Origin of the sequence: Bacillus sp. RC252, assembly GCF_044909215.1 — a bacterium.
Classification (GTDB): domain Bacteria; phylum Bacillota; class Bacilli; order Bacillales; family Bacillaceae_G; genus Bacillus_A; species Bacillus_A mycoides.
Map to the genome: position 1 here is coordinate 158,007 of NZ_JBIYDV010000008.1, position 19,649 is coordinate 177,655.

23 protein-coding genes are annotated in these 19,649 nt (G+C 36.4%); 11 read left to right on the forward strand and 12 right to left on the reverse strand.

Going from position 1 to position 19,649, the window contains the following annotated elements; all coding sequences use genetic code 11:
- Nucleotides 1–37: 37 nt before the first annotated feature.
- The 8 genes from rfbD to ABH960_RS13910 all read right to left on the reverse strand — a co-directional run bounded on the left by rfbD (nt 38) and on the right by ABH960_RS13910 (nt 6,514).
- Complete coding sequence (gene rfbD, locus ABH960_RS13875) at nt 38–892, reverse strand: dTDP-4-dehydrorhamnose reductase (protein ID WP_215552755.1); 855 nt, start codon at nt 890–892, stop codon at nt 38–40.
- Between the two features lie 11 nt (nt 893–903).
- A complete protein-coding gene (gene rfbB / locus ABH960_RS13880; RefSeq protein WP_404445831.1) occupies nt 904–1,875 on the reverse strand; it encodes a dTDP-glucose 4,6-dehydratase in 972 nt (323 codons plus the stop codon).
- A gap of 15 nt (nt 1,876–1,890) precedes the next feature.
- Entirely contained in the window at nt 1,891–2,436 is a 546-nt protein-coding gene (gene rfbC, locus ABH960_RS13885) for a dTDP-4-dehydrorhamnose 3,5-epimerase (protein WP_404445834.1), read from the reverse strand.
- Between the two features lie 8 nt (nt 2,437–2,444).
- Nucleotides 2,445–3,182, reverse strand: a complete 738-nt coding sequence (locus ABH960_RS13890; RefSeq protein ID WP_215555590.1) for a sugar phosphate nucleotidyltransferase — start codon at nt 3,180–3,182, stop codon at nt 2,445–2,447.
- 14 nt (nt 3,183–3,196) lie between these two features.
- On the reverse strand, nt 3,197–3,877 hold the full coding sequence (locus ABH960_RS13895; RefSeq protein ID WP_404445838.1) for a glycosyltransferase family protein: 681 nt from the start codon (nt 3,875–3,877) through the stop codon (nt 3,197–3,199).
- Nucleotides 3,878–3,888: 11 nt separating this feature from the next.
- The gene (locus ABH960_RS13900; protein WP_002140852.1) at nt 3,889–4,575 is read right to left on the reverse strand and encodes a glycosyltransferase family protein; all 687 of its coding nucleotides are present in this window, start codon (nt 4,573–4,575) and stop codon (nt 3,889–3,891) included.
- Nucleotides 4,572–5,261 (reverse strand): class I SAM-dependent methyltransferase, encoded by a 690-nt coding sequence (locus ABH960_RS13905; RefSeq protein WP_002125965.1) that lies wholly within the window; start codon nt 5,259–5,261, stop codon nt 4,572–4,574. Before ABH960_RS13905 ends, ABH960_RS13900 begins: the two co-directional genes overlap by 4 nt.
- A 155-nt stretch (nt 5,262–5,416) precedes the next feature.
- On the reverse strand, nt 5,417–6,514 hold the full coding sequence (locus ABH960_RS13910) for a tetratricopeptide repeat-containing glycosyltransferase family 2 protein (protein WP_404445842.1): 1,098 nt from the start codon (nt 6,512–6,514) through the stop codon (nt 5,417–5,419).
- 165 nt (nt 6,515–6,679) lie between these two features.
- On the opposite strand from ABH960_RS13910, the gene ABH960_RS13915 reads away from it, so the two are divergent.
- From ABH960_RS13915 to ABH960_RS13945, 7 genes are all read left to right on the forward strand, one after another.
- Nucleotides 6,680–7,522, forward strand: a complete 843-nt coding sequence (locus tag ABH960_RS13915; RefSeq protein ID WP_404445845.1) for a BclA C-terminal domain-containing protein — start codon at nt 6,680–6,682, stop codon at nt 7,520–7,522.
- A 123-nt stretch (nt 7,523–7,645) separates the two neighbouring features.
- Nucleotides 7,646–8,491 carry a TylF/MycF family methyltransferase gene (locus ABH960_RS13920; RefSeq protein WP_113937689.1) on the forward strand — a complete coding sequence of 282 codons (846 nt, stop codon included), beginning with the start codon at nt 7,646–7,648 and terminating at the stop codon, nt 8,489–8,491.
- Between the two features lie 224 nt (nt 8,492–8,715).
- Nucleotides 8,716–9,474, forward strand: coding sequence for a class I SAM-dependent methyltransferase (locus ABH960_RS13925; RefSeq protein ID WP_404445849.1), 759 nt, complete (start codon nt 8,716–8,718; stop codon nt 9,472–9,474).
- A 6-nt stretch (nt 9,475–9,480) separates the two neighbouring features.
- Entirely contained in the window at nt 9,481–10,407 is a 927-nt protein-coding gene (locus ABH960_RS13930) for a glycosyltransferase family 2 protein (protein ID WP_404445852.1), read from the forward strand.
- Between the two features lie 130 nt (nt 10,408–10,537).
- Entirely contained in the window at nt 10,538–11,698 is a 1,161-nt protein-coding gene (locus ABH960_RS13935; protein WP_404445855.1) for an FtsW/RodA/SpoVE family cell cycle protein, read from the forward strand.
- A gap of 79 nt (nt 11,699–11,777) precedes the next feature.
- The gene (gene prpE / locus ABH960_RS13940) at nt 11,778–12,518 is read left to right on the forward strand and encodes a bis(5'-nucleosyl)-tetraphosphatase PrpE (RefSeq protein ID WP_404445858.1); all 741 of its coding nucleotides are present in this window, start codon (nt 11,778–11,780) and stop codon (nt 12,516–12,518) included.
- A gap of 223 nt (nt 12,519–12,741) precedes the next feature.
- Nucleotides 12,742–14,136 carry a peptidase G2 autoproteolytic cleavage domain-containing protein gene (locus ABH960_RS13945; RefSeq protein ID WP_404445862.1) on the forward strand — a complete coding sequence of 465 codons (1,395 nt, stop codon included), beginning with the start codon at nt 12,742–12,744 and terminating at the stop codon, nt 14,134–14,136.
- 45 nt (nt 14,137–14,181) lie between these two features.
- On the opposite strand, the gene ABH960_RS13950 is transcribed toward ABH960_RS13945, so the two are convergent.
- Genes ABH960_RS13950 through ABH960_RS13965 form a run of 4 tightly spaced genes read right to left on the reverse strand, consistent with a single transcriptional unit; the run spans nt 14,182 to nt 16,947 of the window.
- Nucleotides 14,182–15,075, reverse strand: a complete 894-nt coding sequence (locus ABH960_RS13950; protein WP_219301718.1) for an RluA family pseudouridine synthase — start codon at nt 15,073–15,075, stop codon at nt 14,182–14,184.
- Between the two features lie 15 nt (nt 15,076–15,090).
- On the reverse strand, nt 15,091–15,888 hold the full coding sequence (locus ABH960_RS13955) for an NAD kinase (protein ID WP_002011365.1): 798 nt from the start codon (nt 15,886–15,888) through the stop codon (nt 15,091–15,093).
- Nucleotides 15,889–15,906: 18 nt separating this feature from the next.
- Nucleotides 15,907–16,545, reverse strand: a complete 639-nt coding sequence (gene yjbM / locus ABH960_RS13960) for a GTP diphosphokinase (protein ID WP_404445867.1) — start codon at nt 16,543–16,545, stop codon at nt 15,907–15,909.
- A gap of 30 nt (nt 16,546–16,575) precedes the next feature.
- Nucleotides 16,576–16,947 carry a UPF0738 family protein gene (locus ABH960_RS13965; protein ID WP_404445870.1) on the reverse strand — a complete coding sequence of 124 codons (372 nt, stop codon included), beginning with the start codon at nt 16,945–16,947 and terminating at the stop codon, nt 16,576–16,578.
- A 144-nt stretch (nt 16,948–17,091) separates the two neighbouring features.
- Here ABH960_RS13965 and ABH960_RS13970 point away from each other — a divergent pair, with 144 nt between their 5' ends.
- From ABH960_RS13970 to ABH960_RS13985, 4 genes are all read left to right on the forward strand, one after another.
- Entirely contained in the window at nt 17,092–17,670 is a 579-nt protein-coding gene (locus ABH960_RS13970; RefSeq protein ID WP_404445873.1) for a CYTH domain-containing protein, read from the forward strand.
- 185 nt (nt 17,671–17,855) lie between these two features.
- A complete protein-coding gene (locus ABH960_RS13975) occupies nt 17,856–18,254 on the forward strand; it encodes a globin domain-containing protein (protein WP_000043388.1) in 399 nt (132 codons plus the stop codon).
- Entirely contained in the window at nt 18,254–19,147 is an 894-nt protein-coding gene (locus ABH960_RS13980) for a ClpXP adapter SpxH family protein (RefSeq protein ID WP_404445876.1), read from the forward strand. Before ABH960_RS13975 ends, ABH960_RS13980 begins: the two co-directional genes overlap by 1 nt.
- A gap of 230 nt (nt 19,148–19,377) precedes the next feature.
- Nucleotides 19,378–19,551: a hypothetical protein gene (locus ABH960_RS13985; protein ID WP_002086970.1), complete on the forward strand. Its 174-nt coding sequence runs from the start codon at nt 19,378–19,380 to the stop codon at nt 19,549–19,551.
- The last annotated feature ends 98 nt before the right edge of the window (nt 19,552–19,649 follow it).

The window sequence follows — 19,649 nt, forward strand, 5'->3', positions numbered from 1 at the left end:
CTTAAAGGCAAACAAAAAAGTCACTAACATAAATTTGTTAATGACTTTTTGTTTCTATAAAAAACCTTTCTAATCCTTCTTCCCAAGTAGGCATTTGTAAAAAACCATTTAATTGTAGCATTTTATGCTGAAAGATCGAATATTTCGGTCTCACTGCCGCCGATCCAAATTCCTCAGTCGACACAGGTAACACATTCACTCTTATTTTTGTATGCGAAAATATTTTTTGAGCAAATTCAAACCAAGAACATGAACCGCGATTTGATACGTGATACGTACCGTATAAGGATGTATGAATGAGCTTATTAATCACAGTAATTAAATCCGCCACGTACGTAGGAGAACCAACTTGATCAGCTACAACAGATATGTTTTCTCTCTCTTTTCCTAATCGTAGCATCGTTTTCACAAAATTATTTCCATACTTACCATACAACCACGATGTACGAACTATAAAATATTTATTATGTAACTCTTTTACGAACTGCTCTCCTGCAAATTTAGAAGCTCCATATATATTTATCGGTGCTGGATTATGAAATTCATGATAGCCATCCGGTTTGTCACCTGGAAATACATAATCAGTACTGACATACACTAACTTAGCCCCTACTAATTGTGAAGCAACCGCTACATTTCGAGCTCCAATCGCATTTATTAAGTAAGCAAGATCCTGTTCTTTCTCAGCACCATCTACCTTCGTATACGCTGCACAATGAACAATTGTATGTGGCTTTATTTCTTGTATCACTTGCTTAATTCGGGATATATTTGTTACATCTAATAACTTTTTATCAAATGGATATATGTCATATTCCTCAGAATTCAACTCTTCTTGTAGTTGCTTCCCTAGCTGACCGTTCGCTCCCGTTATGATAATCCGTTCTTTCATCTACATGCCCCTTACTTTTCTTTTAGTGGTTTCCACCAGTCCACATTGTTTTTATACCATTCCACCGTTTCTTTTAATCCTTGTTCGAACGTATACTTCGGTTCCCATTCAAACTCATTCTTCATTTTTTGTGCATCAATCGCATAACGACGGTCGTGACCTAAACGGTCTGTTACAAATTCAATATCTTTTTTCGTTTTCCCTAAAAGTTTTATAATTTGTTCCACAACATCTATATTTGTTTTTTCGTTATTTCCGCCGATATTATATACCTCTCCTACACATCCCTTATGCAAAACGGTGTCAATTGCACTACAATGATCCGTTACATGCAGCCAATCCCTTACATTCAATCCATCACCATATAATGGTAGTTTCTTTCCTTCAAGCGCATTCGTAACCATTAATGGAATTAATTTCTCAGGATATTGGTACGGTCCGTAGTTATTAGAACAACGCGTTATAATAACTGGTAATTGATACGTTTCATAATAAGATAAGGCTATCATGTCGCTACTCGCTTTACTTGAAGAATACGGACTATTTGGAGCTAACGGGGTTTCCTCAGTAAACTTTCCTGTTTTCCCTAAAGAACCGTATACTTCATCTGTTGATACTTGCACAAGTTTAATATGTGAATATTTTTTCACTAACTCCAACAGCGTGACTGTACCTATTACATTCGTATCATAAAAAGGAATTGGGTTTTCAATACTACGATCCACATGTGATTCAGCTGCGAAATTTACAATTACTTGCACGTCACGTTCCTTAACAACATGTTCCAGCAGCTCTCCATTTTGGATTTTCCCTTTTATAAATGAGTAGTTAGGATTTTCTTGAATAGACTTTACATTATTTAAATTCCCGCTATATGTTAATGCATCGTAATTAATGATTTTATATGTTTCATAGTTTTTTAACATATAGTGAATGAAATTACTTCCAATAAATCCAGCTCCACCTGTAACTAATATATTCATAAACAACTCTCCTACTTAAAAACTATCTTCATATTCCTGAAGTAATGGCAATATTCGATCCTTATCGGACAAGATAGGATTTGTTACCGGCCATGGAATTGATAATTCTTTATCTTCCCAAAGCAAACCGGAATCGTGATCAGCACTATAATACTCATCTACTTTATACATAACAATTGTATGAGGTACAATTGTACAAAAACCATGAGCAAATCCTTTCGGCACTAATAATTGCCTATGATTATCTGCGCTTAAAATATAACCTCTCCACTTTTTAAATGTAGGTGAATCTTTTCGCAAATCAACGATAACATCATATATTGCACCTTGCATAACTTGAATGAGTTTCGTTTGTGCTTTCGGATTTTTTTGAAAGTGTAGCCCTCGAATCGTCCCCGAATGTGCTGAATAAGATACGTTATCTTGCACAAATGAATGCGTAATCCCTAACGTTTCTAGCATCTTCTTATTATAACTTTCAGTAAAAAAACCTCGCTCGTCTTCAAACAATCTCGGTTCTAACAATTTCACATTGGCAAAATTTGTTTCTACAACTTTCATATTTTCACCTATTCTCCATTAAACTGTTTCCCAAAGTTTATATCCCGCGCTAACGTATTCGCTCTTTGAAGAGAAGCATGCGTTCCCGCATCAGTCCACCAGCCGCTCATTTCATTATAAGTAAGTACTCCTCGTTTTAAATACCAATTATTTATATCTGTAATTTCAAGTTCCCCTCTTGCGGAAGGTTTTAATTCTTTTATATAAGAAAAGACTTTCGAATCATACAAATAAATTCCCGTAACAGCATAAGAACTTTTCGGCTCATTCGGCTTTTCTTCAATTTCAATTATTTTTCGGCCTTGAATATGCGCTACACCAAATCGCTCGGGATCTTCTACAGATTGAAGCAGCACTTTAGCCCCTTCTTTTTGACTTGCAAACTCTTTAACATACGGGCGAATATCATCTGAAAAGATATTATCTCCTAATATAACTACCATCCGATCATTTCCTACGAAATCTTCACAAAGTCCTAGCGCCTGCGCAATCCCGCCCGCCTTATCTTGCACACGATACGTAAAGGACACACCAAATTCTTGACCACTTCCTAGGAAGCTCACAACATCTCCCATATGCTCTTTACCGGTAATAATCATAATATCTGTAATTTCACATCGCTTCAGCTTATATACCGCATGATAAATCATCGGATACCGCCCAACAGGAAGTAAATGCTTATTTGTTACTTTCGTTATTGGATATAATCTCGACCCTGTCCCGCCTGCTAAAATAATCCCTTTCATCCTTCATCTCTCCCTTATGATGGAGATAGCACATCTTTATAATGTTCCACAAAAATTTCCCGGTATTTCTCATATGTATCCGCATCAAACTCATCTCCGTTGTAATGAATACACCATAGATTTGCTTGATTAGGGATACCAATTAAATATCCAGCCTTTTGAAATTCTAAAGACTGTGACACATCATAGAAATGGAATCCTTGAAACAAATCCTCTCGCCACGGAATATCATACTGCGTTGCCATGAGTAAACCATCGATTGCTTGCACTGACATAAAAGATCGATTTCCATAAAACCCCAGATCCAAATTTAATAATTGATAATTCTGTCTTCTGTACTCAATCACTTTCCCTACTAAATTTTTCCCTTCCCACCATATCCCGTTACTCGGTAAAAACTGAGCACCAGCTACTCCAATTAAACCAAGCTTTTCATTTTCTTTAAAAAGAGAAATGAGGGTACAAAACATATCACGATTAATAAGGTAAGTATCTTGATGTGTATATACTTTATATTTCGCCGGATATGAAAGTGCTCGATTGTACGCACTTGCCATACTTTTCGCATCTCGTATCGGAAAAATTTGCACTACATAGCCAGGGGGAACAACAATGTTTCTTATTTGCCTTTCGCATTGCTCGAAAAGCTCTTCATTATTTACACAAACAACAACTAATATTGTATGATCTTTCATTTTGTAGCCCTCTATTCTTCCTTATTCACATCTGACATATAGTTCTCTACAAATACTTTTCTATACTTTTCATAGTTCGTCATATTTACATCGAAATGATAATGAATACACCAAGCATCACGCTGCACAGGGACACCGACTGTATACCCAGCTTTTTTAAATTCAAAAGATTGGGATACATCATAAAAATCAAACCCATCAAATAAGTCCTCTCGCCACGGAATATCATATTGTGTCGCCATCAATAAACCGTCAATACATTCCACAGGAATAAACGTTTTTGATTCATGAAATGGTTGCTCTAAACTTGCCATATAAAACAAATCGTTCATATAACCAATGACTTTCCCGACAATCCCACGCCCTTCGTTCCATACACCATTTGGAGGAACATATTGGGATCCAACCATCCCAATCATCCCAAGATGTTCATGCTCCTCAAATAATTGAATTAATCCGTATAGAAAGGCTCCATTTATAATAAAGACATCTTGGTGTAAATACACTTTATACTTCGCTGGATGTGAAATGGCTTGATTGTATCCGCTCGTCATACTTTTTGCATTTCGAATCGGCATAAATTGTATAGTATACCCAGGAGGTACTGCCAATTTCAATATATGTCGCGCACATTGTGCATACAATTTCCGATCATTTATACATGTAACAAATAGTATTGTTTTTTCTGCAGCACTCATAATTGTGATTTTTCTGCTTCAATAATATATTGAAATACAACTGTCTCAGCCATGAAGCCACTTCCAAGACGATACTTTTTACAAATTCCATATAACTCTTCAATAAGTGGCTCATATATTTTATGATCAACATATACACGATCTACTTTACTAATAGAATATCCTGCTTTTAAAAACATTCTTAGCATTTCATTAAAAGTAAAGAAACGAATATGCGTTTTATCTAATAAGCCATATTCTGTATACGTCCAATTTCCAGCGAGTAAGGGAGCTAATACTGAAATGTGCGCAACGTTTGGTATGCTAGCTAAAATCACACCATTTTCTTTTATATATGGCTTTACTTTCTTTATGACAGCCCACGGATCAAATAAATGCTCTAATACATCCCCGAATATGACACAATCAAATTGTTCCTTCTCATAAGGAAGATCCATTGTTTCTATATCACCTAAAATAACATGATCTAATTTTTCTTTCGCTTTTTCGGCAGCCTCTGGGAACGCCTCAATTCCTGATACACGTGCTCCATTTTCTTTTATAGCCGCCCCTAATGCACCGCTCGAGCAACCAATATCAAGAACTTCTTGCCATTCCTTTTTTATATGCTTGAATAAATTAGGATTTATCGCATTATAATAATGTTCAGATTTTTCTTCGTATAAAGAACTTTTCTCCCGATTCATTTCACACACTCCTTATGCAAATTGAATTTGAAATAGAAACAAAAGATATTCTACAAAGGATGCCATCTCTATTGGTTGCATTACCGATACTCTAATATATAGCCATTCTACTATCATTAGAATAGCGACAAGTCATTTCCTAAAAATAGAACAAATTACATTTTATATTGTTTATCATAGACGCCTCTAAAATATTTACGGTTATATTCAATCGCAGCATTATTCGGAACATAAGAAGCTGCCAATTCATTATAATAATAAGCTTTATCTTGATCTCCTAATCTGCTATAACAAATACACATTTGTAAATATGGAATCCACGTATAACTAGCCGGACTGTGAAAAGGGCTATCCTCTGCTAGCGGCACTTCAGTTGCTAGCTTAAACCAAAATATCGCTTCATTATACTTTTGTTGTTCCATATATATATATCCTATTCTTGTACAATTCTCTCCTCTAGGAATACCATAACGAAACGACTTCGTACAAGTTTCAACTGCCTTCTCCCAGTCTCCTAACTTCGCATAACAATCTCCTAACTTACCACATGCATAAATTTTCTCTTCATGCCATCCTTCCTCTTGATTAAGAAATGTTTCATACAGAAGAACCGCATCGTCGTATTTTTGATTATCCATAGATTCATTACCGTAATAAAATAAATCTCTCGGGCTTAATTCTTCTCCAGCTGCTACAGCATTTTGAAAAATTTTCAAATTACGATTCGTTATTTCTTTTTCTTTCTTATGTGTAATGGCGACATTACTATTGTAAATCTCACCAGAAACAGCTAAATACTCATGCACCTTTCCAAACCATTGAAATTGTTTTTCACGCTTTACAAGTCGATATCTTCTTGTGCAATATAAAGGTTTCCCATTAGAATCCATTACAAGATAATAAGGCATAGAAACAGCGTCAACTTTACCATCTAACTCTCGTTTTAATGTTTTCAGTGATTCTTGAGCTTCCTCTAATAACACATCGTCAGCATCTAACCATAATATATATTCTTGCGTTGCTTTTGAAAACGCAAAATTTCTAGCTGCCGCAAAGTCATCAATCCACGGAAAATCGTGTATGTTAGAAGTGTATTTTGCTACAATTTCCTTCGTTCGATCAGTGGATCCTGTATCAACTACAATAATTTCATCAACAATTTTTTCTACCGCGTCCAAACATCGATCTATTGTATTTTCCTCATCGCGAACAATCATACATAGACTAATTGTAATTCCTTGCTTGTTCAACATAATCACCCTCTTCCAACTCAATCATATGTTATACATACAATAAACTTTCCATTTTTTTAACTTGTTCAAGCTATTTAAGATTTCTTTTTAATAATTCAAATGTCCGTGTCATTTTCTTGTGATTTTGCATCTACTATATAATGAAAGCTTTATGGAGGTGAATTTATGTCAAATAATAATTATTCAGATGGCTTAAATCCTGATGAATTCTTATCAGCTAGTGCATTTGATCCTAATCTTGTAGGTCCAACTTTACCACCAATACCACCGTTTACACTTCCAACCGGGCCTACTGGACCGACTGGGCCTACTGGACCTACTGGACCTACCGTACCTACTGGGCCTACTGGGCCGACTGGGCCTACTGGAGACACTGGTACAACTGGCGCGACTGGACCTACCGGGCCTACTGGAGACACTGGCGCAACTGGACCGACTGGGCCTACTGGGCCTACTGGAGACACTGGCGCAACTGGACCGACTGGGCCTACTGGAGACACTGGCGCAACTGGACCGACTGGGCCTACTGGAGACACTGGCGCAACTGGACCGACTGGGCCAACTGGTGCCACTGGACCTACTGGGCCGACTGGGCCATCTGGATTAGGACTTCCAGCAGGATTGTATGCATTTAACTCTGCTACAATTAGCGTAGCTCTTGGAGTTAATGAGCCAGTACCATTTAATACTGTTGGATCTCAGTTTGGTACAGCAATTTCTCAATTAGATGCCGATACTTTCATCATAAGTGAAACTGGATTCTACAAAATTACTGTTATCGCATATACTGCATTAGTAAGTGTATTAGGTAGCCTTGCAATTCAAGTGAACGGCGTTAATATACCTGGCGCTGGAACAAGTTTAATCTCACTTGGAGCGCCTCTCGTTATCCAGGCAATTACACAAATTACAATAACGCCATCAATGGTTGAAGCTGTTGTTACAGGACTTGGATTATCTCTAGCTCTTGGTACAAGTGCATCCATTATTATTGAAAAAATCGCTTAATTTTTTTACTTAGCAGTAAAACTGATATCAGTTTTACTGCTTTTTCAATTATGAATTCAATCATGAAACCTTCACTACCTACATAATCATATTGTTGTATGACATTTCGCAGGAGGCATCTATATGGAAAATAAATCTGCTGTCCGGCTTTATCTCGAGTTGTTAAAGAAAACAATTCTGTTTGAAATATGGCTAGAGTATGAGCCATATTTACCTGCTTCGTTACATATATCTAAGGAACTTCCATACGAACCCGTTACAGTTCCACTCCCTTTATTTATTAAACAATATGCAGAAAATCATAATTTAAAAATTATTAAACCTAATGTTTTAAAAAGCGAACGTCAAGACGGAATGGATTGGCCAAGAGCAGCACACAGTATGATCGGCCGGGAACGCATGAATCAATTACATGAAGCATTAGAAACAGTTGTCCGTGAAAATATAGAAGGTGATTTTATTGAAACAGGTGTGTGGCGCGGGGGATCGTGCATTTTTATGAATGGTTTTTTACAAGCAAACAACATTACTGATCGCAATGTATGGGTTGCCGATTCATTTGAGGGCCTCCCAACACCAAATATAGAACAATACCCGAGAGATTTCGGCGATTACTTACACAGCTTTGATTATTTACGTGTTTCTTTAGAACAAGTACAAGAAAACTTTAGAAAATACGATTTATTAAATGACCAGGTAAAGTTTTTAAAAGGTTGGTTTAAAGATACTTTACCGTCAGCACCGATAGAAAAAATTGCGATTGCTCGCCTTGACGGTGATATGTATGAATCAACGATGGATGGTCTCGTAAACTTATACGATAAAGTTTCTAAGGGCGGCTATATAATTATCGATGACTATGGGCTACCACCATGTGCTGAGGCTGTGACAGACTTTAGAAATCAAAGAAACTTAAAAGCTCCTATTACTAAAATTGATGTATTCGGGGTTTATTGGCGAAAAGAATAGGGCGAAACTTTATTCAGTTAGGGTTTCTCCATCTCACACTAATTATTAGCCTTCGCCAATAGCATGATAAATAAAAACAAAAGCTCCCATTACTATTTCCAGTTGTTCTAGGGAGCTTTTTACATATCACAACAGTTCTAATATCGTTTCCCCTCCCACTATAAAATGTTAGCTGCATATTAAAAATGTTGGTTCCCTATTTACTACAAGGAAGGAGTGAAATTATGAGCGAGCTTGAAAAAAAAATCGTATTAATCCCACCTCCCGAACTCGTCCAATATGTAGGTGGCGACTTTCAAAAGGTTGGAAAAGAATTCATAAAGCATTTTATTCAAATTGGTAGTTTAAAATCCAATGAAACAGTGTTAGATGTAGGTTGTGGTGTCGGTCGAATGGCGGTTCCATTAATGAATTACTTAGGTGATGATGGAGCTTATTATGGATTTGATTTATTTAAAGATGGCATTACATGGTGCAAAAATAATATTTCAGCTGCCCGTAGCAATTTTCATTTTGAACACGTTGATATATATAATCAATTCTACAACCCAGAAGGAAAAGAAGATGCTTCTCAATACAAATTTCCATATGAAGATGATTCATTCGATTTTGTTTTTTTAACTTCTGTATTTACCCATCTCCTTCCGAAAGAATTAGAACATTACGTATCTGAGATTGTACGTGTTCTAAAAAAAGATGGGAGATGTTTTATTACCTTCTTTCTCATTAACCCTGAATCATCCTATTACTTAAATTCAGGGCTAAGTACATTAGGTTTTTATCATCAAATTGAAAATTGTTATGTTGTGAATAAAGATATTCCTAATTTTGCAGTTGCCTATCCTGAAGAAGATATCCGCATCTTATTAAATAAATATGGCTTAGAGGTAATTAATAAACCGCATTATGGTTTATGGTGCGGCAGAAATGAGTATACAAGTTATCAAGATATCGTTCTTACAAAAAAAGCTTCTGAAAGGTAGTTTCGTATGAATAATGAAAAAAAGCCACCTCTCGTTTCCATCCTTATTCCCACTTATAATCGACCACATTATTTCAAAATCGCTCTAGAAAGTGCATTAGCACAAACTTATCCAAACATTGAAATTATTATAGGAGACGATAGTACAAATGATGAAACAGAAATCTTAATAAATGAACAGTATTTACCTAATTATAAAAACATAACATACATTCGAAATACCACTACTTTAGGACAATTTCATAACGATCTTATGCTCTTAGAGAAATCTAATGGGGAGTATATAAATTTTTTAATGGACGATGATGTGTTTTATAATCATAAAATAAAAAAAATGATGGCTTATTTTGAGCAAGACACAAATAAAAATCTCGCTCTTATAACTTCTTATCGAGTACGTATTGATGATCACGGAAATTTAATTGGAGATGCTCATCCAACACAAAGATTATATAGCGAAGACATTCAATTAAACGGAATATTTTTAGGCGACTGGATGTTAAAAGGTGGACATAACATTATCGGTGAGCCTACAACTATTCTGTTTAGAAAACAGTTACTCACTGAACCCTTCGGCACGCTAAAAGGAAGGCACTATTCTTGTAGTGTCGATATGGCATCATGGATTTCCTTACTTTCTAAAGGAAACGCAGTATACATATCCGAACCTTTAAGCCAATTTCGCTACCATACTGGGCAACAAATACACAGCAAGCTCCTTGAAGGATCTGAGGATTTTACGCACCTCGTTATAACTTCAAAAGAATACGGATTTTTACAAGATAATACAGATTATAGACTAGGTCTAATTAGCGCTTATAAATGGTGTAAAAATTCCTTAGAATATTATAGCCAGCTACCAAACCTCATTCCAGATACACATGTACGTCTTTCCCATTGTTTGGACATAATTATAAAAGAGCTACATCATTAGTCTATTCTGCGAAAATAAAATGTGTGAGCTTTACGTGAATAATGCGTATAGTTCATACATTCTTTTTAAACTATGTGATGCACCAACTAAAACCCACTAATATAGAGAGCAGTAGAAAGGAATTCATACAGTGAAAGATCCGAACACTCAATATCAAATAGACTACATATTAATATTCATTTTATTTGCCATTGGGATTGTTAGCTGCTTTGCTATCGCAAGTGCACAAGCTTCTTTACCACCATTTTTACAAAACGTAAATTTTGTATTAAAACAAATCCAATGGTATGCCATTGGATTTATCGCCATTGGTGTTATTATGATTATTGATTTCGATCGCTATAAACAAATTGCTTGGTATTTATATAGCTTTGCACTCATACTTCTAATTGGCCTAGAACTTCAAGTTCCTGGCGCCGTTACAATTAAAGGGGCTACCGCGTGGTACAGACTTCCAGGCATCGGAAACTTTCAGCCTTCTGAAATTATGAAATTATTTTTGATTATCGTCGTTGGACGAATTATAGCGAATCATAATGAAAAATACCTTTTTCGGACAACTCGTGAAGATTTCATTTTACTTTTAAAAATATTTGCAGCTAGTTTACCTCCACTACTTCTAATCGCAAAAGAACCTGATTTAGGAAACACAATGGTCATTTCAGCGATGCTTGCAACAATGGTTTTAGTTTCTGGTATACGTTGGCGCTTTATCCTCGGATTAACCTCCGGTATTTTCGCCATAGGCTCTACCTTAACATATATTTATTTCACGCATACAGAGTTCTTTAAAGAGCACATTCTAAAAGAATATCAATTAAATCGCTTCTATGGTTGGCTTGCACCTTATGAATATGACGCACAAGGATACCAATTAAGACAAGCATTTTTAGCTACTGGATCAGGAGAGATGCAAGGAAAAGGATGGGAAAATAGACAAGTATATTTTCCAGAGCCACATACAGATTTTATTTTTACAAATATCGCTGAACAATTCGGTTTTTTAGGAGCAAGTGTTATTATTTCATTTTTTTTCTTACTCATTTACCGAATGATCCATATCGCTTTAGAAAGCAATGAACCTTTCGGTAGTTATATTTGTGCTGGTACAATTGGAATGTTTACGTTCCAAGTATTCCAAAATATTGGGATGACAATTGGTTTACTCCCTATTACAGGAATAACGTTACCGCTTATGAGCTACGGCGGGAGTTCACTGCTCACATATATGGTTGCTATTGGATTTATTTTAAACGTACGCTCAAGAACTAAAATCTTTATGTTTAAATGAACCATATCGAAAAACGGTATGGTTTTTTTCTATGTCCATTTTAGATATACTAATGAAAAAATGAGCTGGAGGTTTAAATATGAAATATGACATTATAGGTGATATTCACGGATGCTTCCAAGAGTTTCAAGATTTAACAACGAAACTCGGGTATAGCTGGGATAGTGGTATCCCAATTCATAACACAAAACGAAGGCTTGCATTCGTTGGTGATATTACAGACCGAGGTCCTCATTCATTACGGATGATTGAAATTGTATGGGAGCTCGTAATAAATAGAAAAGATGCTTATTATGCTCCAGGGAATCACTGTAATAAACTGTATCGTTTCTTCCTTGGACGTAATGTTACAATCGCTCATGGGCTCGAAACAACTGTTGCAGAATATGAAGCATTGCCTTCTAATAAGCAACAAATAATAAAAGAAAAATTCATTACTCTTTACGAACAATCACCGCTATATCACATACTGGATGAAAAAAAATTAACCGTCTGTCACGCTGGTATTCGGCAAGATTACATAGGAAGACAAGATAAAAAAGTACAAACCTTTGTATTATATGGTGATATTACAGGCGAAAAACACCCTGACGGCTCACCTGTCCGCCGAGATTGGGCGAAAGAGTATAAGGGTGAAACATGGATTGTTTATGGACATACACCTGTCAATGAACCTCGCTTTGTGAATCATACAGTCAATATTGATACTGGTGCTGTATTTGGTGGTAAACTAACTGGACTACGTTACCCTGAGTTGGAGACCGTTTCTGTCCCTTCTTCCCTACCTTTTGTCCCTGAAAAGTTCCGCCCAATTTCATAAAGTGAAACTTTAATCAGTGGGGGTTTTGTTCATCCCCCACTGATTATTAGCCCGCACCAATCGGGATAAATACCTCTACTTAATACAATTCACGATTTGCAGAGGATCATGGTGTTTTCTAGACATATTCCACACTAAAACTAGATAAAGCAATTAAAAAAAGATGCAATAAAGTGCATCTTTTTTTAATTGCACGGCATATACTGTCGCAGGAGGTGACGGAATGAAGAAAAAATCTTCTAAACAAAAAAGAAAATTCCACCCTTTATACTATCCCATGTATGGAATTAACAACTGGTGCAGTATTCGAGCTGCAGCTATAGAAGAAATAGAAGAACAAGAGTCATCAAAAAAAAGCAAACCGAGAGAAAAATATATCTCTTTAGAAAATGCTGTTATGAGGCGAATTATAGATAGCAGGAAAATAAAAGCAAAACAAAAAAAGAAGCTCGCTTCTAATAATGATGAACCTGTGCTTAATTCGGAAAAGATACAAGAAAATATAGAAGAAAACATTCCTGCAGCAATAAAGGAAAAAGTACAACCAGAAATTCCAGCTACTATTATAAATCAAGTAAAAAAAATAAAAGAAGCATTAATCTCGGGCAACGATGTACAAATAGAAGGATCCGCCCCTATTCAGGCTCCTGTACCTACACCTATAAAAAAAGAAAATAACAAAGGAGCTCGTCACGCATATAAAGAAGGACTTCACTCTAAAGCTGATGGAATCGCTTCACATGCAGAAGGGCTTCTTACACATGCAACGGGTCCCTTTTCTCATGCAGAAGGGACAAAAACAAAGGCAACTGGACATAGTTCGCATAGCGAAGGAAGTGAAACGACAGCAGGCGGCTCTTATTCTCATGCAGAAGGAAAACATGCAATTGCTTTGGGAGAAGCAGCACATGCAGAAGGAACCGCAACTATCGCTAACGGATTCTCATCTCATGCGGAAGGAAATCATACATCAACAGCTAATTTTGCAGGCAGCCATATTATGGGGAAATTTGGTACAGCAGAAGAAGCTTATTCCTGGTTTATCGCAAATGGGACAAATGACACTGATTATAATATAGGTGCCAAATGGCTTGCCCATAACGGAGAAATGTATATCGATGGTGCTTCTTACAATGCAGGTGGTACTGATTTTGCACAAATGTTTGAGGCAGCAGATCATAGCCCTATTGATATCGGCTATTTCATTACATTTAGTAGCGAAGAAAAAATTCGAAAAGCTACTTCAAATGATACATTCATATTAGGCATATCCAGCGCTACTCCTGCTCTCATAGGAAATAGCGGTGCTTTAAGTTGGCAAAAACGCTATGAAACAGACAGCTTCGGAAAACGTCAATATACACGTACTAACAAACAAGAAATACACCCCCTTTTAAATACAGAATGGGATCCAGCTTGTAAGTATATATCAAGAAGAGACCGTACTGAGTGGCTTCCTGTCGGATTAATTGGACAAATGTTAGTACGTGATGACGGCACTTGCGAAACACACGGATATTGTCGTCCAAATGATGACGGCATTGCCACAAAAGCTGAAAGTGGCTTTTTCGTTATAAAACGTACTGGTGAAAATCAAATTTTAATATTATTTCGCTAAAAAAAGGGAACAAAATTCTTTTTATGATAAGAATTTTGTTCCCTTTTAATTGTTATGTAAAGCGTATTGCATATCCTCTGGGATACTTACGGTAAAAGTCATTCCCTTTTCTAAAATAGGATGATAAAACGTCAAAGATGTACTATGCAGCGCTTGACGTTTTATCACATCTCTTCGGCCACCGTATAGATCATCCCCAAGTAGCGGATGTCCTATATATGCCATATGTACACGAATTTGATGTGTTCTTCCCGTCTCGAGCTCAAGCGCTACATGCGTCTTATCGGAAGAACTCTCCATCACTCTAAAATGAGTAACAGCTCTTTGACCATCTTCACAGACAGTTCGCTCGATAATACTATCCGATTTTCGTCCGATTGGCGCGTCAATCGTTCCTACTTCTTCTAAAATAGTCCCATGAACGATTGCCTCATACGTTCGTTTCACCCCTTTTTGTTGATGCTGCTTCGATAAAAGGTGGTGAACGAATCTATTTTTCGCAATTAACATAAGCCCTGAAGTATCACGGTCTAACCTCGTCACAATGTGCACCGTACTTGCAAGATTTTGTTTATCATAATGATATAAAAGAGCGTTTGCAATACTTCCTGACGGGTGCTCCCTAGACGGAATCGTCGACATATTTGCTTCTTTATTTATAACAAGAACCGCATCATCTTCATATACGATACATAAAGGGATTTCTTCCACTTCCATCCCTTCACTTCTTTCCTCCACTGGAAAAAAGATTTGTAACTCTTCACCAGCTTGTAACTTGTGACGAACACTTGTGTGTTGACCGTTTACTTCAATTGCTCCCCCGCGGAACTTTATATCCGTTAAAGCAGCTTTCGAAATCCCTTTTGTTTTCAAAAATTCTCTAACTAAAGTTCCCTCTTCAGCCAGCCCTATATCCCATTTCAATGTAAATCTGTTCAAATATATAAACCCTCTCTATTTATCTGCAACAAACGAGTCACGAACACGTTTCCAGAATGGGAACGGACGGAAACGAACAAATCGTACTTTCTCGTTTGCAACGCGATACTGAATTGATTTCACATCTTGATGAACCATCGTCAAATGATCCACGGTAATTTGCATGTTCATTCCTGCAGCCGGCTTTAAAACGCATGTATGATGCTTCGGCAGTACGAGCGGTGAACCTACCGTACGAAATACACGATTGTTGATAGATGCCATTTCTGCAATTTGAATCGCTTCAATAGAAGGGTGAATAATTGCTCCGCCAAGCGCCTTATTATAAGCGGTACTTCCTGAAGGAGTAGAAATACAAAGACCATCTCCGCGAAACGTTTCGAAATACTCTCCGCGTATTTCCACTTCTGTTACTAATGTACCTTCTGCACTTTTTACAGTCGCTTCATTCATCGCCAAATACTGCGACTCTTTACTACCATTCACATAGCGAATAATCACTTCTAAAAGTGGATATTCAACCACTTGGAACGGTGTTTTAGCGATTGCAATCACCAACTTCTCTACTTCCGTGGGTAACCAATCTGCATAGAAACCTAAATGCCCTGTATGTACACCAACAAATGCGGTTTCATCTAATCGATTATAGTAACGATGGAATGCATATAAAAGCGTTCCATCTCCCCCAACAGAAATTACAATATCAGGTTCCTTTTCATCCATTGTAAACCCAAAATCTAACAAGTATTCTTTCATCGTACTTGCTAGTGTATCTGATGATTGATCTCCCTTTGACATAATTGTAAATTTCATCGCCCAACACCCTTTAGTTTATGATTCAAAATCTTTCGTTTCCTGCTTTCGTGAAAAGACCTTTTGCGCTTCTTGAATTTCAAGACGAATGGAAGACATTTCTTCATCTAATAAAAACGCCGCTTCCGCTGCACGTTGTAAGCGTATTTTAATATCTTCAGGAAAACGTCCACTATATTTGTAATTTAAAGAATGCTCAATCGTTGCCCAAAAATTCATTGCTAACGTGCGAATTTGAATTTCAACTAACACTTTTTTCTCCCCCTGTATCGTTTGAACAGGATAACTAATGACAACGTGGTAAGAGCGATAGCCGCTATCTTTCTTTTGCGTTACATAATCACGTTCTTCTACAATGTCAAAATCATTTCGTTTTCGAAGATATTCTACAACAGGCTTAATCTCATCTACGAATTGACACATCATTCGAAGGCCCGCGATGTCCTGCATATCTTCTCTAATTCGGTCTAGCGGTACATTTCTCTTCTCCGCTTTATCAATAATACTTGCAACCGACTTTACCCTTCCTGTTACAAACTCAATTGGAGAATGCTCCGTTAACATTGCAAATTGAGTACGCATTCCTTTTAGTTTCACTTTCAGCTCCGCCACCGCTTGGTGATACGGTGCTAAAAATTCTTCCCAATTACGATTCATTTCAACCACCACCAAAATCAATCCATTTGCTTATAGAAACACTTTTTCTACAGCAGTTACTAGTTCTTCTCCGTAATTTGCATTACCTTCAATATTTTCAACTAAATATTCTACTTCTTCTTTTAATCCTTCTAATTCTATTTCAACATCATTCACGCGAATAAACATCGCTGTATCTTTATTCATCGCTTCATGCATTGTTTCCCAGCATGTATGCGGAATACTTACATAAATGAAAGATGATTCATTTTCTAAGATATATAAAAATGATAAATTGTCTGAGTCTACAAGTACGTGATTACGCGCACTTAACTCCTTTACCTCTATTTCAGTATTTTCCGCACAAAAAATAAGCGCATTCTCTCTCGTTTCTACGCTCTTAACTTGAATTTTATTTTGCATACTCGAACTCCTCCATCTCAACTTCCTGTCTTACTTAACAGTATTATTGTATCATAACATGGACGCAAACAAATAAAACATTGAACCAAATTTGCGAAAAATCGATAATGTGGAAAGAATTATTTTTCAAAAGGAGCGCATACAATGACACAAGAAATTGAAATTGAATTTAAAAATATGGTTACAGAGGAAGAATTCCAAACATTATGCAAATCTTTTTCTATTGAAGCATTTACAAAACAAGTAAATCACTACTTTGAAACGCCTCACTTCTCTTTAAAAGATACGGGCTCTGCACTTCGTATTCGTCATAAAGATGGAACTTATACATTAACATTAAAACAACCTGCTGAAATTGGTTTATTAGAAACTCATCAGTCTGTAACAGAAAAAGAAGCACAACTTATGATGGAAACAAACACAATCATTCAAGGAACTGTAATGGATCAGCTACACAAAATACAAATTCCCGTTTCCTCTTTAACTTATATGGGTAGTTTAACAACAGAAAGAGCTGAAATATTATTTGAAGACGGAACGCTTGTCTTTGATCATAGTTTCTATTACAATCACGATGATTATGAAATTGAATACGAAGTGCAAGATGAAAAGATCGGTAAAGCAGCATTTATAAGGTTATTAAAGCAACATAACGTACCAGTTCGTCATACAAACAACAAAGTAAAACGCTTTTTCCTTGCCAAACAAAACGAAGAGCGCTAAAGTAAAATTTCCATCAGTGAAGAAGAGCTGTACTTACGGCTACATTTCACCTTTTTGAAAAGCAAAAGATTTATTAGCAACATATAGAATAAGCAAAGAATGTTATGAAGGCTGTTTAGTTGCTCTTCATAACATTCCATTGCTACAATAGATATACATTTCATGGAAAAAGGAGTTTATAAAGGATGAGCAAGCAACCGATGACACCATTTGAAGCAATTGGCGGTGAACAATGCATTGCAACATTAGTGGATACATTTTATTCCTATGTCAGTGAACACCCTGACTTATCTCCGATCTTCCCGGATGATTTAACAGAAACTGCTAGGAAGCAGAAACAATTTTTAACGCAATATTTAGGTGGTCCTAATTTATACACTGAAGAACATGGGCATCCTATGCTAAGAGCACGCCATCTTCCGTTTGAGATTACTCCAAAACGCGCAGAAGCTTGGCTGTCATGTATGGAGCAAGCAATGGATGATACAGGAGTGCACGGTCATATAAGAGAGTTTGTTTTTGAACGTTTAGCATTAACTGCTCAACATATGGTCAATACTCCAAATGAAACAGGTGAAGTGTAATGGATAAGCAGGAAGCAAAGCATATAAATATGCCTTCTCCTTCCACATGCGAGCATAAATCTGTAGAAGCATATTTATTTATTGATCCACTTTGTAAAGATTGCTGGGATATCGAGCCATTTATTATTAAACTATGGCTTGAGTATGGGAAATACTTCTCTATTCGTCATATCGTAACAGGAAAAGTGGACGGAGCAAACGCTTCCTCACACAAATGGAATAAACCTGCTAATATTCGATTTGTGTGGGAAAAAACAACAAGTTTACAAGGTTTTTCATGTGATGGAAAAGTACATATGCAAGAGGCATCGTCAACACCATATTTAGTTTCGATGGCAATTAAGGCGGCGGAATTGCAAGGCCGAAAAGCAGGTTCGAAATTTTTGCGAAAACTCCAAGAATACATTCTTCTTGAAAATGTATCAAACCCTGACTGTGAATTATTGCTTACATGTGCTAAAGATAGTGGCATTGATGTAGAGGAATTTAAAAAAGACCTACACTCAGTTAGCGCAAAAAAAGCTTTCCAATGCGACCTAAAATTCACAAATGAGATGCATATTACAGAAATACCTTCCCTCCTATTTTTTCATGCAAATTCAGATGAGGAAGGTATTAAAATCGCGGGAATTTATTCCTATGATGTATACGTACAGTTATTAAAAGAACTTATAAAGTGCGAGATTGAGCCAGAATCATTACCTCCTTTAGAAGTATTACTAGAAGCAACACAATTTATTTCTTCAAAGGAAATCTCATTTATATATGACTGCCCTCAACAAGAAATAGAGCGTGAACTAAAGAAATTACAACTAAAACGAAAAGTACAAATGATTGAAGTGAAGTGCGAGCGTTATTGGAAATGGATAGCAAAAGAAAAAGACCCGGTGTAAACACCAGGTCTTTTTCTTTACGGCTTATAAAAATATTAAAGGGGATGGGAGAAATTTTCACGTTCAAACAAAGGGGTATATGTTTGTATGTGAATTCGTTCACGCTTATTATATTACAAGATTCGACGTCAGATGACAACCCCTTTTGTCGAATTTCACATTTTTGTCACATTCTAAACGTTTTCATTTTTGAATAAGCTATAAAAAAGAACATTTAGGAGGTTTTATTAATGAAAAAGTCTCATATCGCTCTAATTTTTCTAGCTTTCATTGTTTCTTTTTTCTTGTACATCCTTTCTCTACTACAAGCTTTTCCTAAAATTATTGCCTTCCCTCTTTTATTCGGAGTTATCGTCATCGCTGTCTCTTATTTCAACTATAGAAAACGATTTAAAGGATTTTAACTATAAAAATAAGTCATGAAAATTCCTTCTAATATAGAAAAAGTAAAGAAAATCACCTTAATAATTCGACGAATATCGACATTATGTACTTTTGAGAA